Source organism: Paenibacillus cisolokensis, from assembly GCF_018403665.1.
GTDB classification, from domain to species: domain Bacteria; phylum Bacillota; class Bacilli; order Paenibacillales; family Paenibacillaceae; genus Paenibacillus_AH; species Paenibacillus_AH cisolokensis.
In genome coordinates this window covers 26,417-50,797 of sequence record NZ_BOVJ01000040.1, presented here as the reverse complement: position 1 = coordinate 50,797, position 24,381 = coordinate 26,417, and the positions used below count along the sequence as shown (strand labels likewise).

Annotated in this window: 18 protein-coding genes; 2 read left to right on the top strand and 16 right to left on the bottom strand. The window is 59.7% G+C overall.

The window, feature by feature from the left end:
- Positions 1-46: 46 nt before the first annotated feature.
- From PACILC2_RS05590 to PACILC2_RS05570, 5 genes are all read right to left on the bottom strand, one after another.
- Entirely contained in the window at positions 47-694 is a 648-nt protein-coding gene (locus PACILC2_RS05590; protein WP_062496233.1) for a cell wall hydrolase, read from the bottom strand.
- Between the two features lie 139 nt (positions 695-833).
- Complete coding sequence (locus PACILC2_RS05585; RefSeq protein WP_213528018.1) at positions 834-2,477, bottom strand: MDR family MFS transporter; 1,644 nt, start codon at positions 2,475-2,477, stop codon at positions 834-836.
- 86 nt (positions 2,478-2,563) lie between these two features.
- The gene (locus PACILC2_RS05580; RefSeq protein ID WP_213528016.1) at positions 2,564-2,926 is read right to left on the bottom strand and encodes a MarR family winged helix-turn-helix transcriptional regulator; all 363 of its coding nucleotides are present in this window, start codon (positions 2,924-2,926) and stop codon (positions 2,564-2,566) included.
- 205 nt (positions 2,927-3,131) lie between these two features.
- Positions 3,132-3,728 carry a substrate-binding domain-containing protein gene (locus PACILC2_RS05575; protein ID WP_213528014.1) on the bottom strand — a complete coding sequence of 199 codons (597 nt, stop codon included), beginning with the start codon at positions 3,726-3,728 and terminating at the stop codon, positions 3,132-3,134.
- Positions 3,677-4,189 carry a LacI family DNA-binding transcriptional regulator gene (locus tag PACILC2_RS05570; protein ID WP_213528012.1) on the bottom strand — a complete coding sequence of 171 codons (513 nt, stop codon included), beginning with the start codon at positions 4,187-4,189 and terminating at the stop codon, positions 3,677-3,679. The genes PACILC2_RS05575 and PACILC2_RS05570 overlap by 52 nt, the downstream gene beginning before the upstream one ends.
- A 233-nt stretch (positions 4,190-4,422) precedes the next feature.
- Here PACILC2_RS05570 and PACILC2_RS05565 point away from each other — a divergent pair, with 233 nt between their 5' ends.
- The gene (locus PACILC2_RS05565; RefSeq protein WP_213528010.1) at positions 4,423-7,620 is read left to right on the top strand and encodes a beta-galactosidase; all 3,198 of its coding nucleotides are present in this window, start codon (positions 4,423-4,425) and stop codon (positions 7,618-7,620) included.
- A gap of 85 nt (positions 7,621-7,705) precedes the next feature.
- Here the strand turns inward: PACILC2_RS05565 and PACILC2_RS05560 are convergent, their stop codons facing one another.
- Together PACILC2_RS05560 and PACILC2_RS05555 are read right to left on the bottom strand one after the other, a co-directional pair.
- Complete coding sequence (locus tag PACILC2_RS05560; RefSeq protein ID WP_244863256.1) at positions 7,706-8,620, bottom strand: chloride channel protein; 915 nt, start codon at positions 8,618-8,620, stop codon at positions 7,706-7,708.
- A 504-nt stretch (positions 8,621-9,124) separates the two neighbouring features.
- Complete coding sequence (locus PACILC2_RS05555) at positions 9,125-9,298, bottom strand: hypothetical protein (RefSeq protein ID WP_201024059.1); 174 nt, start codon at positions 9,296-9,298, stop codon at positions 9,125-9,127.
- A 456-nt stretch (positions 9,299-9,754) separates the two neighbouring features.
- On the opposite strand from PACILC2_RS05555, the gene PACILC2_RS05550 reads away from it, so the two are divergent.
- On the top strand, positions 9,755-10,645 hold the full coding sequence (locus tag PACILC2_RS05550) for an aldo/keto reductase (RefSeq protein WP_213528008.1): 891 nt from the start codon (positions 9,755-9,757) through the stop codon (positions 10,643-10,645).
- Between the two features lie 160 nt (positions 10,646-10,805).
- Here the strand turns inward: PACILC2_RS05550 and PACILC2_RS05545 are convergent, their stop codons facing one another.
- The 9 genes from PACILC2_RS05545 to PACILC2_RS05505 all read right to left on the bottom strand — a co-directional run bounded on the left by PACILC2_RS05545 (position 10,806) and on the right by PACILC2_RS05505 (position 24,201).
- Positions 10,806-10,943: a hypothetical protein gene (locus PACILC2_RS05545; protein WP_213528006.1), complete on the bottom strand. Its 138-nt coding sequence runs from the start codon at positions 10,941-10,943 to the stop codon at positions 10,806-10,808.
- A 64-nt stretch (positions 10,944-11,007) separates the two neighbouring features.
- Positions 11,008-11,982 carry an acetylxylan esterase gene (locus PACILC2_RS05540; protein WP_213528004.1) on the bottom strand — a complete coding sequence of 325 codons (975 nt, stop codon included), beginning with the start codon at positions 11,980-11,982 and terminating at the stop codon, positions 11,008-11,010.
- A gap of 118 nt (positions 11,983-12,100) precedes the next feature.
- Entirely contained in the window at positions 12,101-12,883 is a 783-nt protein-coding gene (locus tag PACILC2_RS05535) for an alpha/beta fold hydrolase (protein WP_213528002.1), read from the bottom strand.
- Positions 12,884-13,189: 306 nt separating this feature from the next.
- Positions 13,190-17,395: a glycerophosphodiester phosphodiesterase family protein gene (locus tag PACILC2_RS05530; RefSeq protein WP_213528000.1), complete on the bottom strand. Its 4,206-nt coding sequence runs from the start codon at positions 17,393-17,395 to the stop codon at positions 13,190-13,192.
- Between the two features lie 290 nt (positions 17,396-17,685).
- Entirely contained in the window at positions 17,686-18,453 is a 768-nt protein-coding gene (locus PACILC2_RS05525) for a class I SAM-dependent methyltransferase (RefSeq protein ID WP_213527998.1), read from the bottom strand.
- 112 nt (positions 18,454-18,565) lie between these two features.
- Positions 18,566-19,390 carry a carbohydrate ABC transporter permease gene (locus tag PACILC2_RS05520; RefSeq protein ID WP_213527996.1) on the bottom strand — a complete coding sequence of 275 codons (825 nt, stop codon included), beginning with the start codon at positions 19,388-19,390 and terminating at the stop codon, positions 18,566-18,568.
- Positions 19,391-19,417: 27 nt separating this feature from the next.
- On the bottom strand, positions 19,418-20,383 hold the full coding sequence (locus PACILC2_RS05515; RefSeq protein ID WP_062496250.1) for a carbohydrate ABC transporter permease: 966 nt from the start codon (positions 20,381-20,383) through the stop codon (positions 19,418-19,420).
- Between the two features lie 24 nt (positions 20,384-20,407).
- The gene (locus PACILC2_RS05510) at positions 20,408-21,820 is read right to left on the bottom strand and encodes an ABC transporter substrate-binding protein (protein ID WP_213527994.1); all 1,413 of its coding nucleotides are present in this window, start codon (positions 21,818-21,820) and stop codon (positions 20,408-20,410) included.
- A 71-nt stretch (positions 21,821-21,891) separates the two neighbouring features.
- Positions 21,892-24,201, bottom strand: coding sequence for an Ig-like domain-containing protein (locus PACILC2_RS05505; protein ID WP_213527992.1), 2,310 nt, complete (start codon positions 24,199-24,201; stop codon positions 21,892-21,894).
- Between the last annotated feature and the right edge of the window lie 180 nt (positions 24,202-24,381).

The following is a 24,381-nucleotide window of genomic DNA, read 5'->3' as shown; positions in this document are numbered from 1 at the left end:
TTGCTGGCTTAAGTGGCGACGGCAGGCAATGCCGTCCGATTCTATCTTATATCGCAAACACATGGTTGCCGATGACGGCCGTTGTCTGACGGTTGCGAATCCAGCTGTTGGTCGCCGTCTTCGGATTATAATAGAACAGCGCGCCTCCGGTCGGATCGTAGCCTCTGACCGCGTCGAGCGCCGCCTTGTATGCCGTCGCGTTCGGAGTGAGCCCGTACTGGCCGTCCATAACGGCCGTAAAGGCGTAAGGCTCCATAATGACGCCCGTCAGCGTGTTCGGGAACAACGGCGACTTCAGGCGATTCATGACGACAGCACCGACGGCAACCTGCCCTTTATACGGCTCTCCGCGGGCCTCCGAATAGATGATGCGCGCCAGCTTGTCAAGCTCGGGCTTATTGACCGAATGCCGCTTCAACATCGCCCATGTTCGGGGTCCAGCGATACCGTCCGGCGTCAATCCGTAATCTTTCTGGAAAGCGATGACCGCCTTACGGGTAATCGGACCGAAATAATTCGTTATATCGGTTTGAAAGTATCCGAGCGTTTTCAGACGGAATTGCAGATCGGGCACATCGGCGCCGCTCATTCCGATCCGAAGCGTGGCCGGTTGGGCCGCTTCGACTTTACTGTCGACGGTAAAACAAAGCGCAAGCACCGCGAAGAAAAGTATGGCACACAGTTGTTTTCTCATGATGTCTTCCCCTCCTTCGGCTGCGGGCGACTGTCCGTGACGCCGCCCCGTCGGCATGCCGACGGCTTGTATTGTAGCACAACCGAAGCCGCAGGAAGTTTAATCCGAACAAATTTTAATCAACTTAAAAATTTTCTCATCATTCCGGCTGAAGCCGCTTCGAATCGGCCGGGTTCTGACCGTTTTCCGTCTCTTCGCCCTCCTGCTCCTGCCCGGGCATCCGGTTCGTCGTCCGCAGCGGAATTTCCCGCAGGAACAACGTCAGGACGAAAGCGACGACGAGCAGGCTGCTGCCCGCCAGGAAGACCGTGGATAGCGACGAGGACAAGGCGTCCTGCAGCATGCCGATCATCCGGTCGAACGGCTCGATCCATTGCTCGGGCAGCTCGGCGCGCATGGCGGCGATCGCCGAATGATCGAGCAGCATCTGCGGGTCCTGGAGCTGCGCAAACCGCTCGGCCGCGGCGGGGTCCAGCTTCGACAGATCGAACGAGCCGCCGCCCTCGGAGGCGAGCTTCGCCAGATTGGAAGCGATGCTCGACGCCATAATCGACCCCATGACGGAAATGCCGATCGTGCCGCCCAGATTGCGGAACAACTGCATCGACGCCGTTACGACGCCGAGTTTGTCAGGCGTTACCGCATTCTGGGTCGCAATCGAAAATACCGGCATGCCGAATCCGAGGCCAAAACCGAATACGATCATGCTGACGACCGCAACCCAGATGCTGTTCATAAACGCCATAATGAGCATGCCGCCGAACATCAAGATTACGCCGATAAGAGCAAAATGTTTGTATTTGCCGGTCTTCGTGATCAGCTGTCCGCCAATGGCGCTCGTCACGACCATGGCGATCGACATGGGCATCGTAACAAAGCCCGAATGGCTCGGCGATACGCCCATCACGCCCTGCACAAAGAACGGAATATAGATGAGCGCGCCCATCATGCCCGCATTCATCAGGAAGCCGATAACATTGGACAGCGTCACGATATCGTTGCGGAACAGCGACAGCGGCAGCACCGGCGTCTTCGCCCTCGTTTCGATGAACAGGAAGATCAGCAAGGCAACGGCCGCTCCGGCGAACAGTCCGATAATTTGCCCCGAATCCCAATCATATTTCGTCCCCGCCCACGAAAAGGCCAGAAGCAGCGGAACGATCGTCACCGTCAGGAAGAAGGAGCCGGCATAGTCGATCGTTTGCGATTGCTTGCGCGGCACTTTCGGAAACAGCGCCAGAATCATGAAAAATGCGACGACACCGAGCGGAAGGAAAATCCAGAAAACCCACTTCCAGCTCATATGTTCCACGATATAGCCGCCGAGCGTCGGCCCGATCACGCTGGAAAAGCCGAATACGGCCGTCATGACGCCGGTCCATTTGCCCCGCTGGCGGGGCGAATACAAGTCCCCGACCGCCGTGAACGCGGTCGCCATAATGATGCCGGCGCCGATTCCCTGAATGCCGCGATAGGCGATCAGCTGAAAGATGTCTTGCGACAATCCGGTCAGAAACGCACCGGCAATAAAAAATACGATGCCTGTCAGTATAAAGGGCTTGCGGCCGTATATGTCGGACAGCTTGCCGACCAGTATGGTGGCGACCGTGGACGTCAGCATGTAAAGGGTAATGACCCATGTGTAATAGTCCATTCCCCCGAGCTGCGCAATAATAAGGGGCATGGCGGTGCTGACGATCGTCTGATTGATCGCCGCGAAAAACATCGCAACCAGAATAGCCATCATGATCGTCAATTTTCGTTTATCCGACAATTGTTCCATTCGTTCTCTCTACTCCTTTTGCCGCTGCTCCAGCGCACTCATCACTTTTTTGAAAATGCGTCTCAGATGAGCCTCGTCCTCGGGGCTCAAATTTTGAAAACCAGGGAGAGCGTTTCTTTTTGCCTGACGCGCACTTCCTTAAGCGCCCGCCGGCCTTTTTCGGTAATCCGGACATAGACGACGCGGCGATCGTTCTCGTCCCGCTCCCGCACGATATGATCGGATGCGATCAGTTTATCCGCGATTCCGGTTAAAGCGCCGGACGTCATGCACAGCTCTTCCGCCAGCCTGGACGCTTTCATCGGTCCGTTGGCGTCCAGAAGAGACAGCATTTTCGTCTGCGTGAAGTTGAGGTTGTCGACCATCCGCTTGTTCCATTCCTTCGTCAGATGGGCGACGATCGTCCGGAAGTAATTTGACAGTTCCACGATAAACGCATTGTCCGGCACGTCGAGCGCTCCCTCCTTTCCAAATGATAATCTCTTAGAACAAAATATATTAGTACTAAAATATTGATTAGTATATCTCTTCGATCAAACAGACGTCAATTTGAAAAAAGGGGAAATAAACGTCTGCCGCCGAAAAACGGAAGGCGTAAGCCGTTTATCTTTCCGATACGGTCCGGCATGACGCCTGACGGCGAAAGTCCATCTTTTAGCCTGATTGGCGGACAATGAGACTGGCGGATAAAACGATTTTCTCCGGCGGCGCTTCCGGCCGGCCCAGTCTGCGCACGATCGCTTCGACCGCCCGCATGCCCAGCCATTCTTTGGCCAGGTCCACCGTCGTGAGCGGAAGCGGTGCCGACTGGCTGGCTGCCGTATTGTCGATGCCGACGATCCGGCAGCGATCCGGAAGCGGCGTTCCCCGCTCGATCAGCGCCCTGCTCAGCTCCAGCGCCAGCTCGTCGTTGGCGCATACGAAGCCATCCGGCAGCTCTGCGGCGGTATCGAGCCGCTTGCACAGCGAATGGGGCCAAGACGGGCTGCCGTACGGAACGGTCCATTTGCGAAGGGATGCGGGCGCGGGTGCCGGCTCCCGTTTATCCTCCCTTTGCCATTCGTCGAAAGCCATCCGGCAGCCCCACCACCGTTCGCGAAAGCTGACGGCGAACGAATCCCGGCCGACCATGACGATGCTGCGGCACCCTTCGGCCAGCAGCCGGCGGCAAGCCAGCCGACCGGCTTCGGCGTTCGCGTTCAGCACCGCATCCGCGGCAAGAAGCGGCTCCTCGTGATCGACGAGCACCATCGGCAGCCCGCTGTCGCCAAGCCGCAGCAGCGTGGCGGTCGGACATTTGCCGATGATGACGTATCCGGCCGCGTCCCCTTGCCGCTTGACGGTTTCCGCGACGGCGGCCTCATCGGTCCGGCCGCGGCTGTAGCTGAAAATTCGGGCCGAAGCCCGTGCTCGCGGCAACCTGCGGCCACGCCTTCCATCACCCGGCGCCAAAACATCGGCTCATCGGCATGGTGCTCCTCCATGCCGACGAGCAAACGCGGTCCGGCAGTCCGCGCCGCCTCTTGCCCCTCCTCGTGCAGCCCGGGCGCGTCCCGTCCGGTCTTGCGATAACCGAGCGCTCGCGCCAGCGCCGCGACCCGGCGTCTGGTCGCGGCGCTTACCCCGGGCTTGCCCGACAACGCCTGCGAAACCGTATATTTGGATACGCCGAGACGGTCGGCGATCTCCTGCATGGATACTTTCCTCGCCATCGTTACTTGCCTCCCTTTACCATTCTTCTATTGCTGCTTATTGACACTTATGCGCTTATCGGCACTTATTGACGCTGGTCCATGTCGTTCGGTTGTCGACTTCCCGCCGAGTTATTGACTTTCCGCCTGGCCGCGGCTACATTATTCGCCATGCCAAACAGGCGTGTTACCTAACAATCCTAACAATAATGTATGGCAATACCATTTATTTTACAAGGATGGTGGATGAAGATATGGGTCAACTTGTACTTTTCTACGACGCTTCGTTTCCCTATGCCGGCCAACGCCCGGACGAGCGGGCGCTGGCGGAGCTGAAGCGCCTCTTTGTCGTCGCCGATGCGAAGCAGCTTGCGGAGGCGCTGAAGGATGCGGACGTGTACGTCCATTTGCACGGACCGTTCTTTCCCAAAGACGCCTGGACGGCGATTCTGAACCATCTTCGCCGGGGCGGCGGCTTGCTGTCGGCGGGCGGCGCCCCGTTCAAGACGCCCGTCTGCAAGGTCGGCGGCGAATGGATCGCCGAGCCCGAGCAGACGGGTTATCACCAGCAGTTGCTCATCCACGACGCGCTGGCCGTCGATCCGTCGCGTGTGGAACGGCTGGCGGCGAATCCCGATATCCCGCTGCTGGAGGGCTGCGAATCGCTGTTCACAGTCGAACCGACCTGGGGGCTTGTGCTTCATGTCACCCGTGCCAGCGACTGGCCGGAGCAGATGGGCTCCGGCGGGCCGATGGACGCCCGCATCGAGCCGCTGCTGAAGGGCATCGGCCGCCTGAACGGCATCGAGCGCGAAGTGGCGGCACCCGTCGTCCAGCTGGAGCATGTGAAAGGGGAATTTTGCGGCGGACGGTGGATTTTCGTAAACCAGCAGCTGCGCGGTGCGTTCTGGTACGGCGGGGGCGCCGAGGCGCTCGCGAAGTGGGCGTCGTATGCCGCGCTCGGCGTTACGGAGCTGTGGCTGAAGCCGAATTACGGCAGCTACGAGCCCGGAGAGCAGGCGTCGTTCACGCTGCAGGGACAACGTTTCGAGCGGCGGGATTTCGGCGCCAAGGCGGCAGTGCGGGGCGGCGCGGCCGCGGACGCGCCGGTCGCATGGTCATTCCGTCTCCGCGTGCTGAAGGCGAACCGTTCTTCGGCGGACGCTTCCGCTCCCGATTACCGCTATGACAGCGACGCCTTCACCGAAGTATGGAGCGCCTCCGTCGAGCTTCCGGTCGGCTTGAATCTGGCGCTGCGGCGGTTGACGATGCCCGTTCCGCTCTCTCCCGGATTTTACGTTGCCGAATGCGCAGCCGAATCGGCGGCCGGCGAACGGCGGACGCTGCGCCAGGGATTCTGGGGCTTCGACCGGGAGTTGCTGCGCGAAGGCGACATGCTGCGCTGCGGACGGGACTATTTCGTGAAGGGCGGCAAGCCGCTGCCCATCGTCGGCATGACGTACATGACGAGCGATGTGGCGCGCAAATACTTGTTCCTGCCGAACGCGGCCGTCTGGGACCGGGATATGGCCCAGATGAAGCGGGCGGGCATCAATCTGATCCGTACCGGCATATGGACGGCGTGGCGCAACATTATGTTTGTGGACGGACATCCTTATGAAGAGGTACTGCGCGCGATCGACGCTTTTCTGTTGACCGCCAAACGGCATGGCCTGGACGTAACGTTCAACTTTTTCTCTTTTACGCCCGAGACCTGGGAAGGGGTCAATCCGTATCTCGATCCCCGCAGCGTCGAAGCGCAGAAGCGTTTTCTGACGACGATCGTTTCGCGCCACGCCGATTCCACCCATGTGCATTGGGATTTGATCAACGAGCCTTCGATGTTCGATCCGAAGCGGACGTTCAGCGGCCCCCGCTCCGCCCGCGATCCGTACGAACGCCAGGCCTATATCGAATGGCTGCGCGAGCGCCACGGCGATATTCGGACGCTGCAGGAGCGCTGGAATATGACGCCCGACGAGCTGCCGTCTTTTGAGGCGGTGCGGCTGCCGGAACCGGGCGACGTCAATTTCCGGACGACGCCGCTGAGCGCCAAGAAGAACGGCGTATGGCTCGATTACACGCTGTTCACCATGGACATGCACAACCGTTGGGCGCGCGAGCTGACCGCCGCGATCCGCGCGATCCAGCCGCAACAGCTCGTCACGGTCGGCCAGGACGAGGCGCTTGCCGCCCAACGTCCGTCGCCGTTCTTCTACAGCGAGGCGGTCGATTATACGACCGTTCATTCATGGTGGGAAATGGACGATCTGGTCTGGGACGGCGTCTTTACAAAAACCTTGAACAAGCCGAACCTGGTGCAGGAAACCGGCATCATGCACGTGGAAACGCCGGATGGCCGCTCGAAACGGAGCGAAGAGGAACTGCGCAATATTTTGGAACGGAAATACGCATACGCCTTCGCGACCGGCGCTGCCGGGGCCGTGCAGTGGATCTGGAACATCAATTACTATATGGACAATGTGAACGAATCCAATATCGGTGCGCTGCGGGCCGACGGCACGGAGAAGCCGGAAGCCGATGTCTCGTACGATTTCGGCTCGTTCATGGCGCGGATCGGCGAGCTGTTCAAGGAACGGCGGCTGGAGGAGATCGCCGTCGTGTTCCCGTATTCCAACGATTTCTCCGTACGCAAGCTGGCTCGGGAAGCAACGTCGCGGCTTGTGCGGACACTCGCCTATACGATGAATATTCACGTGCGCGGCGCCGGGGAATATCATCTCGACGAGCTGGAGGAGGCGCCGCCGAAGCTCGTGATCGTGCCGAGTCCGCACAACTTCGGCTCAGATGCACTGAACAAGCTGATCGCACTTGCCGAGCGCCGCGGGACGACGCTGCTGTTCACCGGTCCGATCGGACTCGACGAATATTGGCGCCCGGTGAACCGGCTGAACGAGCTGCTCGGGCCGGAGGCCGGTCCGGTCGTCAACCTGCGGCGCGAGGAACTGCTGGAACTGAACGGCCGCCTGCTGCCCGTATCGTTCGGCGGCCCGCACATCGCCGACAGCGCCAAGCAGTTGACGGGCGGAAGCGAGGATGGGCCGGCGCGGTTGATCGAAAGGCAGCTTGGCGCCGGCAAGCTGCTGTGGTGCCCGCTGCCGCTGGAGCTGAACGAACGGCTGGAGCCGCTGCAGGCCGTATACCGGCTCGCGGCCGACGCGGCGGGCGTGGAGCGCGAGCTGGAATGGCTGCGCGGGGGCGAACTGCCAGGCGTATACGGCCGGAAGGTCGGATTCGCCGAGGGGGCGCTGTATGTATTCGTCTCGGAGGCGGGTTATCCCGTCGACGTCGAAGTACGCGATCCCGGGACGGGCAAGCGGTACGCCTTCACGCTCGAAGCGGAACGTTCCGTGCTGTTCGCCTGCGGAGCCGACGGCGGCCTGACGGCGGTCTACCGTCCGCACGAGGTGCGAATCGCCGTGTTCGGGTAAGCCGCCGGGCGCGAAACGAAGAATGCCGGGAAGACTCCCGGCATTCTTTTCCAACCCACGTGCGGTTGCGCGACGCAACTTGCATCTACGATCGTTGCCTTCGCCGTCTGGCGGTGCCGATCGTCGTCCCTTCGGGAAGCCGACGGCGGCCCAGCTTGCTGGCGGCAATCCGCTGCGAGCTGTAAATGCCCGTATGCCCGGAGGCCAAATAGCTGATCACGCACACGACGGCAATATATCCGACGTTGTCGAAGCCAAACAGCTCGATACCGAGCAGCAGGCAGGCGACCGGCGTGTTCGTCGCGCCGCAGAACACCCCGACAAGCCCAAGTCCGGCCAGAAAGGAAGCGGACAGCGACAGCGGCCCGGACAGCGTCTCGCCGAACGTCGCGCCGATGACGAACAGCGGCGTCACTTCGCCGCCCTGGAACCCCGAGCCGAGCGTAACGGCGGTAAACACCGTTTTCCACAAAAAGGCGAACGGGTCGCCCTCTCCTGCGAACGCATCGGAGAGGAGCGGCAGCGACAAGCCCAGGTAGTCCCGGGTTCCGGCAATATAAACGAGGGCGATCACCAGTGCGCCGCCCGCCGCGCTTCTCACCGCCGGGTTCGACGCCAGCCTGGCGAAGACGATCTTGGAAGTCCGCACGAGCTCGCTGAAGAAGGCGCTGACCAGGCCGAACAGCACAGCGGCCAGCGCGACCCTGAGCAGGAGCAGTATTGAAAATTCCGGCATTCCGCCCATATCGTAATGCGGATGGTCGATCCCCCATGCTGTCGTCACGGCATCGCCGATCAGCGCAGCCGCAAAACACGGAAAGAGCGCCCGGTAACGGATCGTGCCGACCGTCAGCATTTCGGCGGCGAATACCGCACCGGCGAGCGGCGTCCCGAACACGGAGCCGAAGCCGGCGGCCACGCCGCACATGAGCAGCAGCGGCCGGTCTTCCGGCCGTATCCGCAGCAGGCCGGCCGCATACGCCGCCAAGCTGCCGCCCATCTGAACGGCCGTCCCTTCCCTGCCGGCGGAGCCGCCGAACAGGTGGTCGCGACCGTTCCGATCAGCACGAGCGGCGCCATGCGCAGCGGCACCGTTCCCCGGCCTTCATGAATCCGTTCGATCAGCAGGTTATTGCCCTTCCCCGCCTCTCCTCCGACGGTTGCGTACATATAGCTGATCAAAGCGCCGGCGGCCGGCAGCAGCCAGAGCAGCCAGGGCGCTCCTTCGCGAGTTGCCGTCGCCCGCTCCAGCAGAGCCAGGAAAAGCGCCGACGCCGTTCCGGCCAGGACACCCGCGGCAGCCGCGAGCAGCAGCCACTTGACCCCGTAGCGGGCGATCTGCGCCATGCCCAGCCCTTTTCCATTTTGATCCCATCCGTTATTCACGTATTCCCGCTCCTCCGACTGATTGGGTTTCCCCTGGCCGCACAAACAAAACTCCCGCCAGCGCCTTCGTCTGGCAGGAGTCGTCAAGCCCATTCGGCGGCCCGCGGTAAACGATCGCTTATTTCCGCGCTGCTTCCAATTCGTGCTCGTTCTGGTGCAGTTCCTTGATCATATGCTGCAGAAAATGCCCCTCTTGCGCATTCAGCCCGTTTTTGTTCTTCCGGACGATCATGTCCCGGATTCTCCGCTTCAGCATCTCGCTGCGTCTGCCCAGCATTTCGTTATAGGTCAATCTTCTCCACTCCCCAGGTTTTCCGGTATGCCGGTATGTTGTCTTCGAGTCCGGTTTTCCTCCGCATTTCTCTTTATGGTCCGGGAGTTCCGGACAACGGGCCGCTTCGCTGGCCGACGCCGTTTTCCGCTTGTCTGAAACCCGCAAAAACTTATGGTTACAAGTATACTCCTGAAGCAGCCTTAACGAAAGTCCCCTGCGGCACATGGAGATGCCGTTATATCCGCAAATGCCTGCTGAGCGGAATAAAAGAGGCGGCCGTCGCATGCATGCTCGCGCTCGCTCCTTTTCACAAGTCGCCGGTCCGTAAATTCAATCCTCGGTTCTCCCTCGAATGACTCGAATTTCAGGAAACCGCTTCAAGAACCCGGGACCAAATATTGTATAATATGCTTGTACGCCACAAAAATGATTGCCGGAGGACTACCCGATCCGGCAACGAAGGAGATGACCGCGATGGAACAACGGCTTTACGGAAACACCGGCATGAAGGTCAGCGTTCTCGGATTCGGCGGCGCCGAAATCGGCTTTAAGGGCGCTTCGCCGGGCGAGGTCGAACGGCTGCTCGGCAGCGCGCTGGATGCAGGTCTCAATGTCATCGACACGGCGGAATGCTACGGCACGAGCGAGGAACTGATCGGCCAGACCGTCTCGCACCGGCGCAGCGAGTATTATCTGTTCACCAAATGCGGACATGCCTCGGGACTCGAATATCCGGACTGGGAACCGAAGCTGCTGGAGGAGAGCATCGACCGCAGTCTGCGCCGGCTGCGCACCGACTACGTCGATGTCATACATCTGCATTCGTGCAGCGAAGAGCTGCTCCGCCAGGGAGACGTCATCGACGTGCTCATAAGGGCCAAGGAGAAGGGCAAAACCCGTTTTATCGGATACAGCGGCGACCATCGCGCTGCGCTGTACGCCGTGGAATGCGGAGCCTTCGACTCTCTGGAGACATCCGTCAACATCGCCGACCAGGAAGCCGTGACACTGACGATTCCGAAAGCGGCGGAGCGCGGCATGGGCGTCACCGCCAAACGTCCGATCGCCAATGCGGCGTGGGTAACGGGACGCAAACCGGAAAGCGAATACGCGCAGCCGTATTGGGAACGTCTGCAGCAGTTGAAATACGATTTTCTCGACGAACCGGACTCGGTCGGTACCGCACTCCGGTTCACGCTGTCCGTCCCCGACGTACATACGGCGATCGTCGGCACCCACAGACCCGAACGCTGGAAGGAGAATGCCGCACTGCTCGCGGCCGGCAGCCTTCCCGATCCCCGCTATGAAGCGATCCGCGCCCGTTGGCGTGAAACCGCAGGCACGGATTGGATCGGTCTTCAATAAATAGTGTTCCATAATTCAAAATCCCCTGCCCGATTCGGGACCAGGGGATTTGATGTTTCTTTACCGGGTACGATAAAGACTGCCTTTAGATAGGACGATTGTAGAAAAACTCCAGACCTGATGTTAGGTCTCGAGTTTTTCAATCATGTGAGAACTTATGTCATTGTATTCCTGCAAGGGTTACGTTGTAAAAGGCAGCTCCTGCAAGAACTTCAATTTCTAGAATATCTACACCTTGCAAATTTACGCTGACTGGTATCGGATCATCACCTGCCGAGCAGTTAAACTCTTTGATCAAAGTTTTTACCCCTTTTTTGTTGACATTGTTAAAAACTATAAATCGGAATATTAGGTACTAAAGATCATTTCATCGCTCGTAAGACCCGAAACCGCTCGCGCAGGAACAGCAGCGTTTCCCGGCCCTGATACTCCGGCACCTGATGACCGAGAAACGGGTAGTCACAGATGGTTTTCGGAACGGTCAGCCGGTTGTAAGCCGCATAGACCGTTTCCGGCGGACAGACCGGGTCCTTCCAGCCGACGGACATCAGGACGGGAACTTCGATCCGGTATGCCAGGTTCATCATGTCGTAATAAGACAGGCGCTCCAGCACTTCGTCCAGCCGCTCCGGATGACGGCTAACATAGTCGGCCACTTCGGATACCGATCCGGTCGAATGCATCACCGCGTAATCCAGATGGCATAAATTTGGAATATCCGCGGCCACCGCGCAGACCCGTCTGCCGAGCGCCGCGGCGGCAAGCGCGAGGCCGCCCCCTTGGCTGCCTCCGGCCGACGCCACGCGCGCGGCATCGACTTCCGGCATCTCCGCCGCCGCTTCGACCGCCCGGACGGCGTCCAGCAACAGCGCCGCGTAGTAGCCTCCTTCGGGGTCCAGAAGCCCTTGCGTCATCCAACCTCTCGCCTGTCCGGAACCGCTTGTCAGACCGTTGCCCGTTTCGCCGCCCTGCCCTCTCGCATCGACCGCAAAAACGCAGCAGCCCGCAAGCAGCCATTTCGCATGCCGTTCCGGATATCCCCGGTCTGTACTGTAGCCGGGATACAGCACGACGCACGGATGCGGCTGCCCCGCGGCCGAAGGCGGAACGATGAACCAGGCTCCGATTGCCGTGCCGTCATGGGCATCGTACGTTACGCGATATACCGCCGTATCCCCGAACAATTCGGCGTCCGTCCTCTCCCGCCGCACATTCAGCGGCCTTCGGGCGGCCGCTGCAAGACGCGGTTGCCAGAACGCTTCCACCTCCTCGGCCGTTCTCGTCAGCGGCGGCGTATAAGCGCGAAGCTCGTTGCGCCTTCTTTCGATCGCATTCAATGCGGACTCCCCCTCTTCTCCTCGTCTCATCTGATATGTATGAAAATATCGACGACCTGCTTCCTCCCGCTCGATCAGCGGCCAAACCGCTTTATCCGCACCGCCTCCCGGCAACCGTTCATGGCGAGCAGACGCCAGCCATAAAGGATTCGATATGCCGGTTCACTTCTTCGGGATTGTCGAGATTCGTCAAGTGGCCGGCTCCGGGAACCATTCTGAGCTCGGAACCTCGAATCGCCGCGGCCATCGCCTGCTGCTGGCGGCCGACCATGTTGTCCCGCTCTCCGTACAGAATGAGGGTCGGGCACCGGACTTTGTCCAGCTTCCCCCGGCTATCCAGCCGCACATTGCCTTTCCAGAGCCGCAGGAACTCGTCCTTCTTCATCATCCCGAACGCCTCCAGCACGAAGGCTTTGTTATCCGGATTGATTTTGGACATCGCATCCGCGGTCAGTCGGGCCGTCCACTTGTACGGAATCAACCGGAGGCTGATGAGGCTGAAAGGTACGGCCAGCTTTTCATACCAATTGAACGCGTTCGTAAACGGTGCGCCGATCAGAATGAGTCCATTTACTTTATCGGGATAACGAATGGCCGTTTGCAGCGAAATATGCCCGCCCATCGACGATCCGCAAAGCACCGCCGACCGGATGTCCAGCGCCTCCATCAGACCGGCCAGATCCCGGCTGAAGCTTTCCGGCTCCACTTTTCCGGCCGGCAGACTGGAGCGTCCGTGTCCCCTGACATCCCAGACAATCGTGCGGAAACGCGGGGATAAGGCTTCGACCTGCGGCTGCCATTGCGCGTGGAACATCGAATGCCCGTGCGTAAAAATAATCGCATCCCCCGAGCCTCTCTCTTCGTAATACAAGTTTGCGCCGCCGATTTTACAGAAAGGCATTCGGCTCATCCTCCCTCATCTCGATTACGGGCGTACAAAGACGCGAGGCCAACGTGAAAACCGTCCGTCAGCATCCCGATTCAGAACATCGGACGAAGACGGACGGCTGCGAAAGCATAGGCAATGAAAGCCCGATAAAAGCCCGATACTTTTACTTTACCAGATAAATAATTAATCTCATACCTATGATTCGATTGGAACTAGTGCTGATTTGCCACGATCCAGCCCGTATCGCGATACCATTTCCCGGCCGGCTTGCACGCGGTTTTCTACGAGACCCGCAATTCCGCACACTCTCTCTTCTTATCACGGCTTGCCGCCTTTGACTTCCACAGCGATCGGCTGCGTATACAGGTCGTACGATTGCGTTCCGACCGTCGCCGTATAGCGCAACAGAGCATGCGCGGTGCCGGGCTTCAGTCCGGTTAGACTGTTGCCCTCCACCTTCACCAGGTCGGCGCCTTCCAGCAGCACGATCTCCGGCTGGACGACGATCGAATCGCCTTTATACGTCTCCGCCACCGCGGAAACTTCCGTCCGCTCTAACACCTTCAGCTTGTAGGACGTTTGGGCCGGGCGAATGCCGTACACCCAATCGGACGCCCAATGCGCGTAATCGTTCGTCAATCCGTATGTTCCGTACAGGAAGTAAGAAATAAAGTCCGCTTCGCTGCGATAGGTCCATGGCCAGATCGTCATGCCCCGATGCTTGGCCGCTTCCATGAAGTTCGGCCCGAGACCGCCGTAGCTCGTATTGAACGTAGCGTTCAGCCCCTGGATCGCCTTCAACGTTTCGCGCAGCGACTTGTTCACGTTCGCCTCGTTCGCGTAGCCGCCGGTCAAATAACCGACCGACACCCAGGGCATCTGCTCGCGGACGCGGCGCAGCTGATCGGCGTTGAACGAGATGATGACGACCTGATCTTCCACACCTTCGCGTTCGATCAGATTGGCGAGCGCATCGACGATTTCCGGCCTATAGCTTTTGATTTCCACGAAATGGACCAGATCCGTCCCTTTAAACCGCTTGAAAAACTGCTCCAGCGTCGGAATGCGGGCGTCGGGATATTGCTCCGGAAACTGCTTGTTGGCCTTAAATCCCTTCAGTTCCGCCAGCGTAAAACCCTCAATGTTGCCGCTGCCGTTCGTCGTCCGGTCGATCGTCGGATCGTGCATGATGACAATATGTCCGTCCTTCGTCAAATAAATGTCGTTCTCCACGATATCCGCGCCCATTTCGTACGCCAGCACCGCGCCTTCGAGCGTATTTTCCGGAGCAAGCGCGGGAATGCCGCGATGGCCGATATTGAGCGGCTTGCGGACCAGCGTCTTGTGCGCCGAGTAAATGCCGAGCGCCTCGGCGGCCCGCTCCGGCTCCCGGGTGACGATGCCGTTCGCGCCGGCCGCAATGAGCCGGTGAACCGGCAAAGCGGCGGCCGTCGTGCCGGGCTTCCCTTTATCCGATTGCTGCGCCCACACCGTGATAAGCCGAGTTTGCAAATAGGCGACGTTGTCGGCCGTCGCGGCATCTTCCGGGAGCAAGGCAATCTTGGCGGAGTAGCCGTTCGTTTTTTTCACGATCTCCATCAGCTTCTTCGTATTCGGCTTTCCGGACAGCCCATGGTGGCCCGTGTAGTCGATAATGCCGCGCAGCATCGGATTCGCCTGTCGGGCCCGCCGGATCAGGTCGCCTTTATCCGAGACGATAAACGCGTCTTCGATGCGCTCGTCTCCGACATATTCGAGCAGCGCATCAACCGCGCCTGCCTGACGTACATAGAAGGCCGGAATCATCGTCGTGCCGATCGTCCGCAGCGCTTCGTCGAGCGTGCCGATCGCCCGCTTGCCGGACGGATCGGTCACTTGAAGCTTGGCGTTTACATGCAGAAATACGGTGGCCGGCCGTCCCTGCGGCTCGCCCGCCCAGGCCGTCAACCGTTCCCACGAATCGGGATAGGCGGCAATCGTCGGCGCAAGTGCGATGGCGGTCTGCGGCTCGGTTACCTGTACGAATCGATCCGCAGGCAGCGGCGGCAGCGGCTCTTCCTGCAACGTAACCCGGATATTATCGACCTTCATCGCGCTGCCGTTCGCCTGCAGCCCGATACCGCCTTTGCCGTAGGCGAAAGCCTGGTCGGTGTCGACGATCAGCTGATCGCCGATCCACTGCTGGACCCGGTTCCCGCGAACCTTGACGGTATAGCGGTACAGCTTATCCGGCATGATCTGTTCGGCATACGGGCCTTTCTCGATAACGGACCAGGCGTTGGCGGGCGTCCGTTCGGCGAATTCGACGCCGTTCGGCGCCGTCGCATCCTGGCGGACCGCCATCTGGTAATACGGGTAATTGCCGGGCTGCACCCGGTACATGATCGAATGCCAGCGGGTCGGATCGTTCGCGGCGATGTGCGTGACGTCGGCTTCGATCGTGTAATCGCCGAATTGCCTTAAATAATCGGGCAGCAGCACGCGCGACGGATTGTCCGGCGCCGAGCGGGCATCGAGCACGAACGCGCCGGCCTGTACGGCGGCTTTCGCTGCTGTCGTCCCTTCGATCCGCGTCCATCCTTGCGGCATGGCGCCGTCCGGAACGTCGTCGAACGTGTCCTCGTACAGCACATAGACCGGCTCGCCGGCGTCTTTGGCCACGATCGTAAGCGGCAGCGAGACGCCGTCCTTGGCGGCCGTTACCGCGAAAATCCCTTTCCGATTCGCTATAAGGGTGCCGTGCCCGATCTCGATTCCGTCGTCTTCGGACGCCCAGTCCAATTCGCTTCCCGCGATCGTCCCCGTCGTCATGTCATTATACTCCGCTTCGAACGAGAGGCTCGCCAGGTCGACAGGCTGTCCGGCTACGGCCAGCAAGTAGCCCCGGTCATGCTTCAGGCCTACGACTTTGGCGCCGGTCTCGGAAGGCGACACGGTCAGCGTCCGGACCGTCTCCGCCCGGTCGTAAACCGCCGTTACGGTAGCTTGCCCTTCCTTTAAGGGGTAAAGCCGGTTGTCGATAATGCGGACGACCGACTCGTCGGAGGAGTACAGCCTGACCCGTTCGGCGGCGACCGGTTCGATGATGCCGTCCGAGAATTGCGCCGCGAAGACCGGCGCAATGGGACCGGTCAGCGCTTCCACCGTTTCCGGCACGTCCATATTCAAGCTGGCGGCGAATATTCGCGTCACTTTGAAATTATCGAAGGATACGGCGCTTTGGCTCGCCTGCAGTCCGGCCTTGCCCCGTTCCTGAAGCCCGGAATCGAACGAACGGTCCGACAGCAGCGTGAACTCGCCGTCCTCCTTCGCCTTTATATAAGTTTTGACGTTCCGGTCGAACACCCGCAATTTATACGTATACGCTTGATTCGGCTCCAATGGCGGCGCTTGGCCGGCGTCCATTACGTTCCGGCTGTTGTCCGGCTTGCGCTGCGCTACCTCGAATTGGCCATCGCTTCGGATTGCCGCCTCATGGTAAGGCGGGGCGCCTTCAGGAGCGGCGCGGAACAGAAGTCCGGCGCGGCCCGCATCGCCCGGCGGCTCTTCGAAGCGGATATCCGCCTCGACGATATAATTGTCCCATTGCGCGGGCGCGAGCGTCCAAGCTTCCGTGCCGGCCTGCCCGCCGTCGAATGTCAGACGGCCGTTGCCATACGTATCGCGCGTAACCGTCAGCGGCGGACTGCCGTCAGTCCCCCCGGAAATCCAGTTCGGTATCACCGCGCCCGCTTCATAGCCGTCGAAATTTTCATCGATCAAAACGTCGTTTACGGCGCCGTCCGCAATCGTGTCGCTCAGCGTGATTTCACCGTAACCGGACGTATCGTTCCAGAACGATTCGGATTGATAAGCGCTCCAGGCCTGAAAAGGAGAGGGGCCGGCCGGATCGTCGCGATCGGTGACCGAAATTTCGAATCCGAGCTTCTTCTGCTTCATCGGATCGAAGGAGAGCATGTCCCATGGAACGGCAAGCTCCGCCGTCCAGCCGTCCCCGGTCGTCCGGATCGCCCGCAAAATCCGGGTCGCATCCTTGCCCGCATGATTTGGCGCCCCGCCGAAATAAAACCCGGGCGTCGACGAATCCGGCGCATACACGATGCCGATCTGCATATCGCTGTCTGCGAACGGAACAGAACGGTGCAGGGAAGGATCGAAGTACAAGCTCATGTTGTCCTGCTCGAACCAGTATCCGGCCCCGTTATGAACAAGACGGTCGTCCTCCGCTTTTACCGCAATATACAAGTAGTTTGCATCCCACAGCATACCGAATGCCGCATTTTGATGCTGACCGTCTCCGAAAGGGACGGCGATCGCTTCGTTCACCTGCCACATCGGTTCGTCCGGACTGCCGTCGATAACGGGGGCTGCCGCGCTTTTGGACGCTTGCAGCGTCTTGCGCTCCGTTCCCGCCGCATGCGCCCCGGACGGCCCGATCCCCGTCGTCCAGCCGAGCGCCACAGCCGCTGCCGTCCATGCGCATACGAAGCGCATAAACGCTTTGTACCTGCTTTTCCTCCTCATTTCATCCTCTCCCTTTTCAGCTATCGTTTTCCAAGCTATTCCAGTGTAACATGCGAATGTAAACCGGGAGCTATCGGAGAATAAAGCTTTGATGAAGGGCTTGTCCGATTTACGTCCGTATACACCATATGTCCGGCGCAGAAGTTTCATGCCGAATAGGCCGTCGGGAGACGATATAAAAACGGGACTTCCGGGGATAACTCCCGAAAGTCCCGTTTTTACGGCTCGTGGTGCCGCCACTGCGCCTGCAGGTTCTTATCCGCACGCGACGATCCGGCCGCGCGCACTACTTACGGCTTGACCGCAGCAATCCGCAGCCGGCTGTAATCGAGGCGCCAGACTCTTTCTTCAAACAGCATGGGCTTTAACCTGGCCGCGATTTTGTCGAATAAATCGGCCTTTTCCGATTCCGTAAACGGTGCGAAGAAGGAACCCGCATAAGCGGCAAGCCAGTGATGGAGCCCCCTCTCCCCGTCCTCCATCGGAGTCGGCCGGTCGAAATGGACGGCATAGGTCACGCGAAAACCTTGCCGTTCCAGCAATCCGCTATACTCCCCGATGCTCGGAAAATACCACGGATTGAGCCGCTCCGCATCGATCCCGCATTCCTCTTTCAGCACCTCGGTAATCCCGCGCACTACCGCGCCGACGTTTCCCTTCCCTCCCATTTCAGCGACAAATCTTCCGCCAGGCCGCAATACATCCCATATACATGCCGCCACCTGCGGGGCGTTCTTCATCCAGTGCAGCGCCGCGTTGGAAAAGACGGCATCGAACGATCCGTCATAAGTGAACCGCTCCGCGTCGCCGACAAAGAAGCGCAGCCCGGGATATTTATTCCGCGCTTTCTCCACCATCTCCGGGGAAGCGTCCATGCCGACGACGATCGCCCCCGACTTCGATATTTCGTATGCCAGATCGCCCGTTCCGCATCCGACGTCCAAAATGCGCTCGCCCGGCTCCGGCCGAAGCAGCCGGACGACGTCCTTCCCGAATGCCGATACGTAGCCGTGCTTGCCGTCGTACAAGTCAGGCTGCCAGTTGTGCTTCGGACACATGCCGCCGCCTCCTTGCATGAAGATTTGCAACCAGTGTGGCACATTCGGGAATATAAGTGAAATATATCATTTCTATTCACGCTATAGGTTTCATCAATAAGCGCCTTCGCTTCTACTTGATCCCTGAGCTGACATGATTTTGGACGAAATATTTCTCCGCGAACAGAAACACCGCGAGAATCGGCAGCAGGCTGAGCAGCGCCGCGGCGACCATATATTGCTCGTTGCCGAACCACTGTCCGCCAAGTGACAGAATGCCGATCGGCAGCGTATATTTCTCATTCGTCGTCAAGTAGATAACGGGCGCCAAAATTTCGTTCCACTTGCCCATAAATGTGAAAATCGCCAGCGTGGCCAGCGTCGGCAGCGCCATCGGCATGCAGACACGCCAATAGATTTGAAACGGATTGCAGCCCTCCATCTTCGCCGACTCCTCGTACTCCTTCGGAATGTTCATGAACGCCTGGCGCATCAGAAAGATGCCGAACGGTTGAGCCAGCCATTCGATGACCCATAGCGGGGTCAGCGTGTCCAGCAGGTTCAATTCGTTGAAAATGATAAAATGCGGAATGATGATGACGACGGGCGGAATCATCATCGTGCCGAGCACCATTACGAACAGGGCATTTTTGAGCGGAAATCGCAGCCGGGCGAAAGCGTAGCCGACGAGCGAACAGGACAGCAGCGCGCCCGCGACGGACAGCAGCGCAACGATGAAGCTGTTCATCGTATACGCGCCGAAATTGCCGAGCTTGAGCACTTCCGAATAGTTGGACCACTGGAACGTTTCCGGTATCCATTTGGGCGGTACAGCCGTATACTCTTTGTACGTCTTAAGCGAATTGAACAGCGTTGTCAGAAACGGCACGAGCATGACCAGCGAGCTGATCAGCACGACCGTCCATCCGATAATGCCGGCAGCCGTTTTGCGTCGCATCGGGCGTCCTCCTTTCTTGCATGAAGATCAATCGTAGTGGACCCATCTGCCCTGCAGCCGCAGCTGAAGCAGCGTGAGCACGAACAGAATGGTGAAAAGCACCCAGGCGAGCGCGGAAGCGTAGCCCATCCGCATGAAGGCAAACCCTTCGCGGTACAGATACAGCATCAGCACGAGGCTGGCATTGTTCGGACCGCCCGCCGCGGTAATGCCGCCCGCACCGCCCGTCAGCACGTAAATTTGTTCGAACGCCTGGAAAGTCGAAATCGTGCTAAGCACGATGACGAGAAAGGTCGTCGGCGAAATGAGCGGCAGCGTAATCGCCCGGAACTTGCGGACCGCGCCGGCTCCGTCGATATCCGCCGCCTCGTACAGATCGCCGGGTACGCTCTGCAACCCCGCCAGATAGATGACCATCATATAACCGATCCCTTTCCATACGGCGATCAGCACAAGCAGCGGAATGACAAGCTGCTCATCCTGCAGCCACCGCTGCGGATCGAGCCCGATCCGCGTCAGGAAAGCGTTGGCGAAGCCGAAGCGCGGATTGAATACCGAGTCGGCCACGTACAAAATAACGGTCCAGGACGAGATGACCGGTATGAAATGCGCCATCCGGAACAGCTTGAGCCCTTTCAGCTTGCGGTTGAGCGCCACCGCGAGCAGCAGCGCGAGGAACGCCTGCGAAGGCACGAACAGAATAACGAAATAGAGCGTGTTCCAGAGCGATTTCCAAAATAGCGGATCATGCAGCAGCCTGGCGTAATTATCGAGCCCCGTCCACTTGGGGGGATTGAGCATATCGTAATCCGACAGGCTGAAATAGAGCGAGGCGGCCAGCGGGCCGGCAACGAACACAATAAAATGAATAAGATAAGGGGAGACGAAGAGCAGCCCCCATCTCCCTTCCTGATCGAGCCATTTGCGCCGTTTCGACCGGGACGGCCCCGCCCCGGCCAGCGCCCGTCCGGCTGTCTGTTGATTGCTGGTCATGTCGTGTCCCGCCTTTTCGTGCGCTTATTTCTGATAGAACGTATCGAGGATGGCTTGAATATCCTTGTCGGCCGCGGCGAGCGCTTCATCGACCGTCGTATCGCCGAGGAACGCGCGCTGCGCATGCTCGTTGAACTTGCCGACCCATTCCTCCCACACCGCATTGCTGTCGAGCGTACCGGCGAATTCCAGACTGTCCAGAAACGCCTTGCGGTTTGCCGGCTTGTCGCTTTGGGTCAGGAACACATCCGATTGCGCCACCGATTTCTTGACCGGCACCGCTTCGCCGAGCGCAGCCCATTCGCGCTGCACCTCGTCCTCGGTTGCCCAAAATTTGATCCATTCCCAGGCAGCCTGGGCTTTTTTGTCGTCGGATTTGGCGTTGATCACCCAGGAGTTGGCGATGACCGGCGAGAACCGCTTGCCGTCAGGCCCTTTGGGCAGCAAGGTCACGTCGTAGTTCAATCCCGCTTCGTTGGCCGCCAGTACCCGCGAGTAAATGCCGATCCGCATCGCGGCCGATCCGCTCGGGAACACCGCCATCGCGCTCTGGAAGCTCTTCAGGTCGACCGGATCGGTAATGATGCCCCGCTTCATGCCGTCGACCATCCATTCGACCGCCTGCTTGTTCTCCGGCGAATTGACGATCGACTTGGTCAGCGTCTCGTCGAGAACGCCGCCGCCGTAGCTTTTCAACACGGGGAACCAGCCTTCCGTAATGCTGAAGAAGGTCAGACCGAACTGATTGACGTTGTTGCTGTCGAAGCCGTCCTGCTCCGCTGTCTTGCCCGCTGCGTCGACCGTCAGCTTGGCCCCCGTCTCCTTCAGATCTTCCCATGTCCAGTCTTCCGTCGGGTACGGCACCTGCGCCTTGTCGAACAGATCCTTGTTGTAGAACAGGACGCCGACCTGGATGCCCTGCGGCACGGCCCAATACCGTCCCTCCGCGTCCTTGTTGAAATCGAGGCCGTAGTAGTCGTCTTTATTCAGATCGTTCTCGATCCAATCGGTCAATTCGCGCACGGCGCCGCGTTCCGCGTATTTCATTACGTATACGCCGTCGGACAGCCATACGTCCGGCGCTTGACCGGCGGCGATTTGCGTATCGAGCTTTTGGAAAAATTGCCCGTAAGGCGCACTCTGCGTCTTGACCGTAATGTTCGGATGCTTCGCTTTGAACTTCTCGATCAGCTCTTTCATCTTGGCGTCGGACTTGGCATCCGAGTAATAGCCGAGTGTAATTTCCACCTGCTCATTCTGACCGGACGGCTCCGTCTGACCGGACGGTTCGCTGCCCGTCCCTTCGGCGCCTTGCCCTTCGCCCGCATCCGTCGAACCCGTCGGTTCGGTGCTGCCGCCTCCGCCGCAACCGGCGAGCGCCAGTACCGTTGCGAGAATGACAGCCAGCAGCGCGATCGACCATTTCTTTGTTTTCATGTTCGTTTTCCCCCTGTCGTCTTATCTTGTATATTAAAATGTCCGAATGACCTCAAAGCTTCGCCGCCGGATTACGGCCCCCAGACGGCGGACGCCTCGCGCGGATCGTCGTAGGCGCCGGCCCAGTAGTAGCCTGCCGCCATGACCCGGCGCGGCGCGAAGCCGATCTCGCCCGAAACAGCGGACACCGCTTCCGACGAGGCGGTCAGGACGCCGTCCGCTCCGGTTGCGGCGCTGATATATCTGCCGCCCATGAAGGTGAACCGCCCGTGAACCGTCGCCGGAACGGGCTCGCCCGTCTCCAGATCGACGATGCGCAGCGTGACGGTTGCCCGGCTGCCGTCGTAAGCGACGCTCATGCCCTGGACGATCATCGGCTTCAGCGACGTCTGTCCGGTGGACGCAGACGCCCTGGCGGATATCGGTCCTTCGTTGCCCGCCATATCGACGGCGCTCACCTTGTAGTAGTATGTCGTTCCCGGCAACAGCCCCTGATCCCGGAAGTTCAGCCCGCGCGCCGTACCGGCCAGATGGGCTTCGTCCGCCGGAAAACCGGGTTCGGTGCCGCGATAGATGCGGTATTCCTTCACTTCCCCATTGTCCTTCGCCCGGCCGTAAGCGATGTCGATCCGCTGATGGTCGAAAGCTTCCGCCTTCAGCCAACCGACCCGGGACGGCGGCTTCGAATCGGCGGGCGGCTGCCAGAACCGCGCCTCGGGTCCCCAGGCCGACGGCAGCTCCCGCAGCGTGTCGTAATGATGGAGCGCAATGCCCCCGAACGACGGGCTGTCGCCGAAAGCGGCTTCTACCTTGTCCAGCTCCCGCTCCATGTAATCGCGCCCTTCCTCGCGGAAGCTGATCGTCTCCGGATCGCCCCCGTCGGCGATGTCTTTCGTCTCGACGCCGATGACGACCGAGTTCGGCTTGCCGATGGCGTTCGCGTAGTCGATCTCTCCCTGGGCCTGCGCAATGATGCCGGGGCTGCCTTCCGCCTGATCGCGGTAATCCATAATGGCGATGTAATCGGCGATATCCTGAATATGCTCGGACAGCCACTTCTCTTGCCCGTTCCAGACGATCTTCTCCGCCGTCGGCGACGAATCGTACCAGCGCGGAATCGCCGGGCCGACGGAGAGACCGAGGCCGGACGCTTCCTTGCGCTCCATAAGCGCCGCCAGCATGTCGAGATATTCGATCTGCAGCCGCGGATAACCGGTTTTGAAGTCGGCCAAAATGTACGGCTCGGTATCGACGTTGACGCCGTCGAACCGCTCGTCCGGAGCGGAGGACAGATTATAGTTCAGCACCTTCTCGAATTCGCGCAAAGCCTCCTTGCGATACCGCTCATACGCGCCGAAAAACGGCGGAACGGTGCCTCCGGCGATAAGCGCCTCTACGCGGTAGCCGCGCCCGTGCGCCCACGAAACAAAGTCGCGCAGCTTCTGCCGCTCGTCCTCGGCGATGTCGATCCCTTCATGGGCGGCGATGCCGAGATAGAGCGTCCGGACAGGCTCCTGTCCGAACGTTGCGGTGTCCGACGCCATCACATCGAGCACATGCCGCGAGCCGGGATTCAGGATCAGATTATACGATGCGTTCTCCCAGATCCACATCGACCGTTCCCGGCCGCGGGCCGGCGTCGGCTCCGGCACGGCGCCGGCCGTCCGCACGTAGGTCGACAGGCTGCGTCCGACATTCCCTTCCGCGTCGGTCGCCCGTGCTTCGATGCTGAAGTACCGTTCGCCGGATGACCGGAAATTCCACTTCACGACGTACGTCCCGTCTTGTTTTTGTGCGGCGTTGCGCCACGGTCCGCCATTGACGCGAACCTGCACCTGCTTGAGCCGGTTGCGGGCGGACACGGCAACGCGGATGTCGGCGCTGTCCCCGACCGTGCCGCCGTCGGCCGGCGACACAATCGACACATCCGGAATATTTGCCCTCGGATTATCCACGCTGACGCGAACCGGTTCCGACCAGGCTGCATAGCGGGTCGCCGCATCGACGCCGCGGGCGACCAGCTCGACCGCGCCGTCATATTCGGCCGCATTCCATTCCGCATACCAGACGCCCGAGTCGTCGCCGTCCGGGTCGTCCAGATGAGCGTCCAGCAGTTTTCCGGCATTGACGATCAGCTCGATGGCATAGACGTTCGTATATGTCCCGCCTATCCGGACGATGCCGGGGGCAACGCTCGCGCCGTCCGTATGGGTATCGATCGTCAGCTGCGGCGTTTGGACGGCGGTTTGTTCGGCTGACGCGGACTGCGCCGGAGCGACCGCTCCCGTGAGAACGAGCAAAACCGCAAACAGCAGAAGCGCGATGCGGCGTACGCGTTCGTCCGATTTTCCCGTTCGGGCAGTTCGTAGCTTGATAGCCATAGTCGCCCTCTCCTCTTCTTCGGAGTTTTTGTCAGAAATTCTAACACAAAATGCGGATGATGCTCTGAAAAAACCTCGACCTCCCGTTTTCATGTCATGTTAAAGCGGTTTCTTTTACTGCATTATAAAAAATATGACGTCGTTCTCTCATGTGTTTTTATTTACAACTTGTGTTTTTTT

Bases quoted from the DNA above. Each gene is read 5' to 3' on its own strand.
- PACILC2_RS05590 (WP_062496233.1), bottom strand. From the start codon at position 694: ATGAGAAAACAACTGTGTGCCATACTTTTCTTCGCGGTGCTTGCGCTT.
- PACILC2_RS05585 (WP_213528018.1), bottom strand. From the start codon at position 2,477: ATGGAACAATTGTCGGATAAACGAAAATTGACGATCATGATGGCTATT.
- PACILC2_RS05575 (WP_213528014.1), bottom strand. From the start codon at position 3,728: ATGGTGCTCGTCGATCACGAGGAGCCGCTTCTTGCCGCGGATGCGGTG.
- PACILC2_RS05570 (WP_213528012.1), bottom strand. From the start codon at position 4,189: ATGGCGAGGAAAGTATCCATGCAGGAGATCGCCGACCGTCTCGGCGTA.
- PACILC2_RS05565 (WP_213528010.1), top strand. From the start codon at position 4,423: ATGGGTCAACTTGTACTTTTCTACGACGCTTCGTTTCCCTATGCCGGC.
- PACILC2_RS05560 (WP_244863256.1), bottom strand. From the start codon at position 8,620: ATGGGCGGCAGCTTGGCGGCGTATGCGGCCGGCCTGCTGCGGATACGG.
- PACILC2_RS05550 (WP_213528008.1), top strand. From the start codon at position 9,755: ATGGAACAACGGCTTTACGGAAACACCGGCATGAAGGTCAGCGTTCTC.
- PACILC2_RS05535 (WP_213528002.1), bottom strand. From the start codon at position 12,883: ATGCCTTTCTGTAAAATCGGCGGCGCAAACTTGTATTACGAAGAGAGA.
- PACILC2_RS05530 (WP_213528000.1), bottom strand. From the start codon at position 17,395: ATGAGGAGGAAAAGCAGGTACAAAGCGTTTATGCGCTTCGTATGCGCA.
- PACILC2_RS05525 (WP_213527998.1), bottom strand. From the start codon at position 18,453: ATGTGTCCGAAGCACAACTGGCAGCCTGACTTGTACGACGGCAAGCAC.
- PACILC2_RS05520 (WP_213527996.1), bottom strand. From the start codon at position 19,390: ATGCGACGCAAAACGGCTGCCGGCATTATCGGATGGACGGTCGTGCTG.
- PACILC2_RS05515 (WP_062496250.1), bottom strand. From the start codon at position 20,383: ATGACCAGCAATCAACAGACAGCCGGACGGGCGCTGGCCGGGGCGGGG.
- PACILC2_RS05510 (WP_213527994.1), bottom strand. From the start codon at position 21,820: ATGAAAACAAAGAAATGGTCGATCGCGCTGCTGGCTGTCATTCTCGCA.
- PACILC2_RS05505 (WP_213527992.1), bottom strand. From the start codon at position 24,201: ATGGCTATCAAGCTACGAACTGCCCGAACGGGAAAATCGGACGAACGC.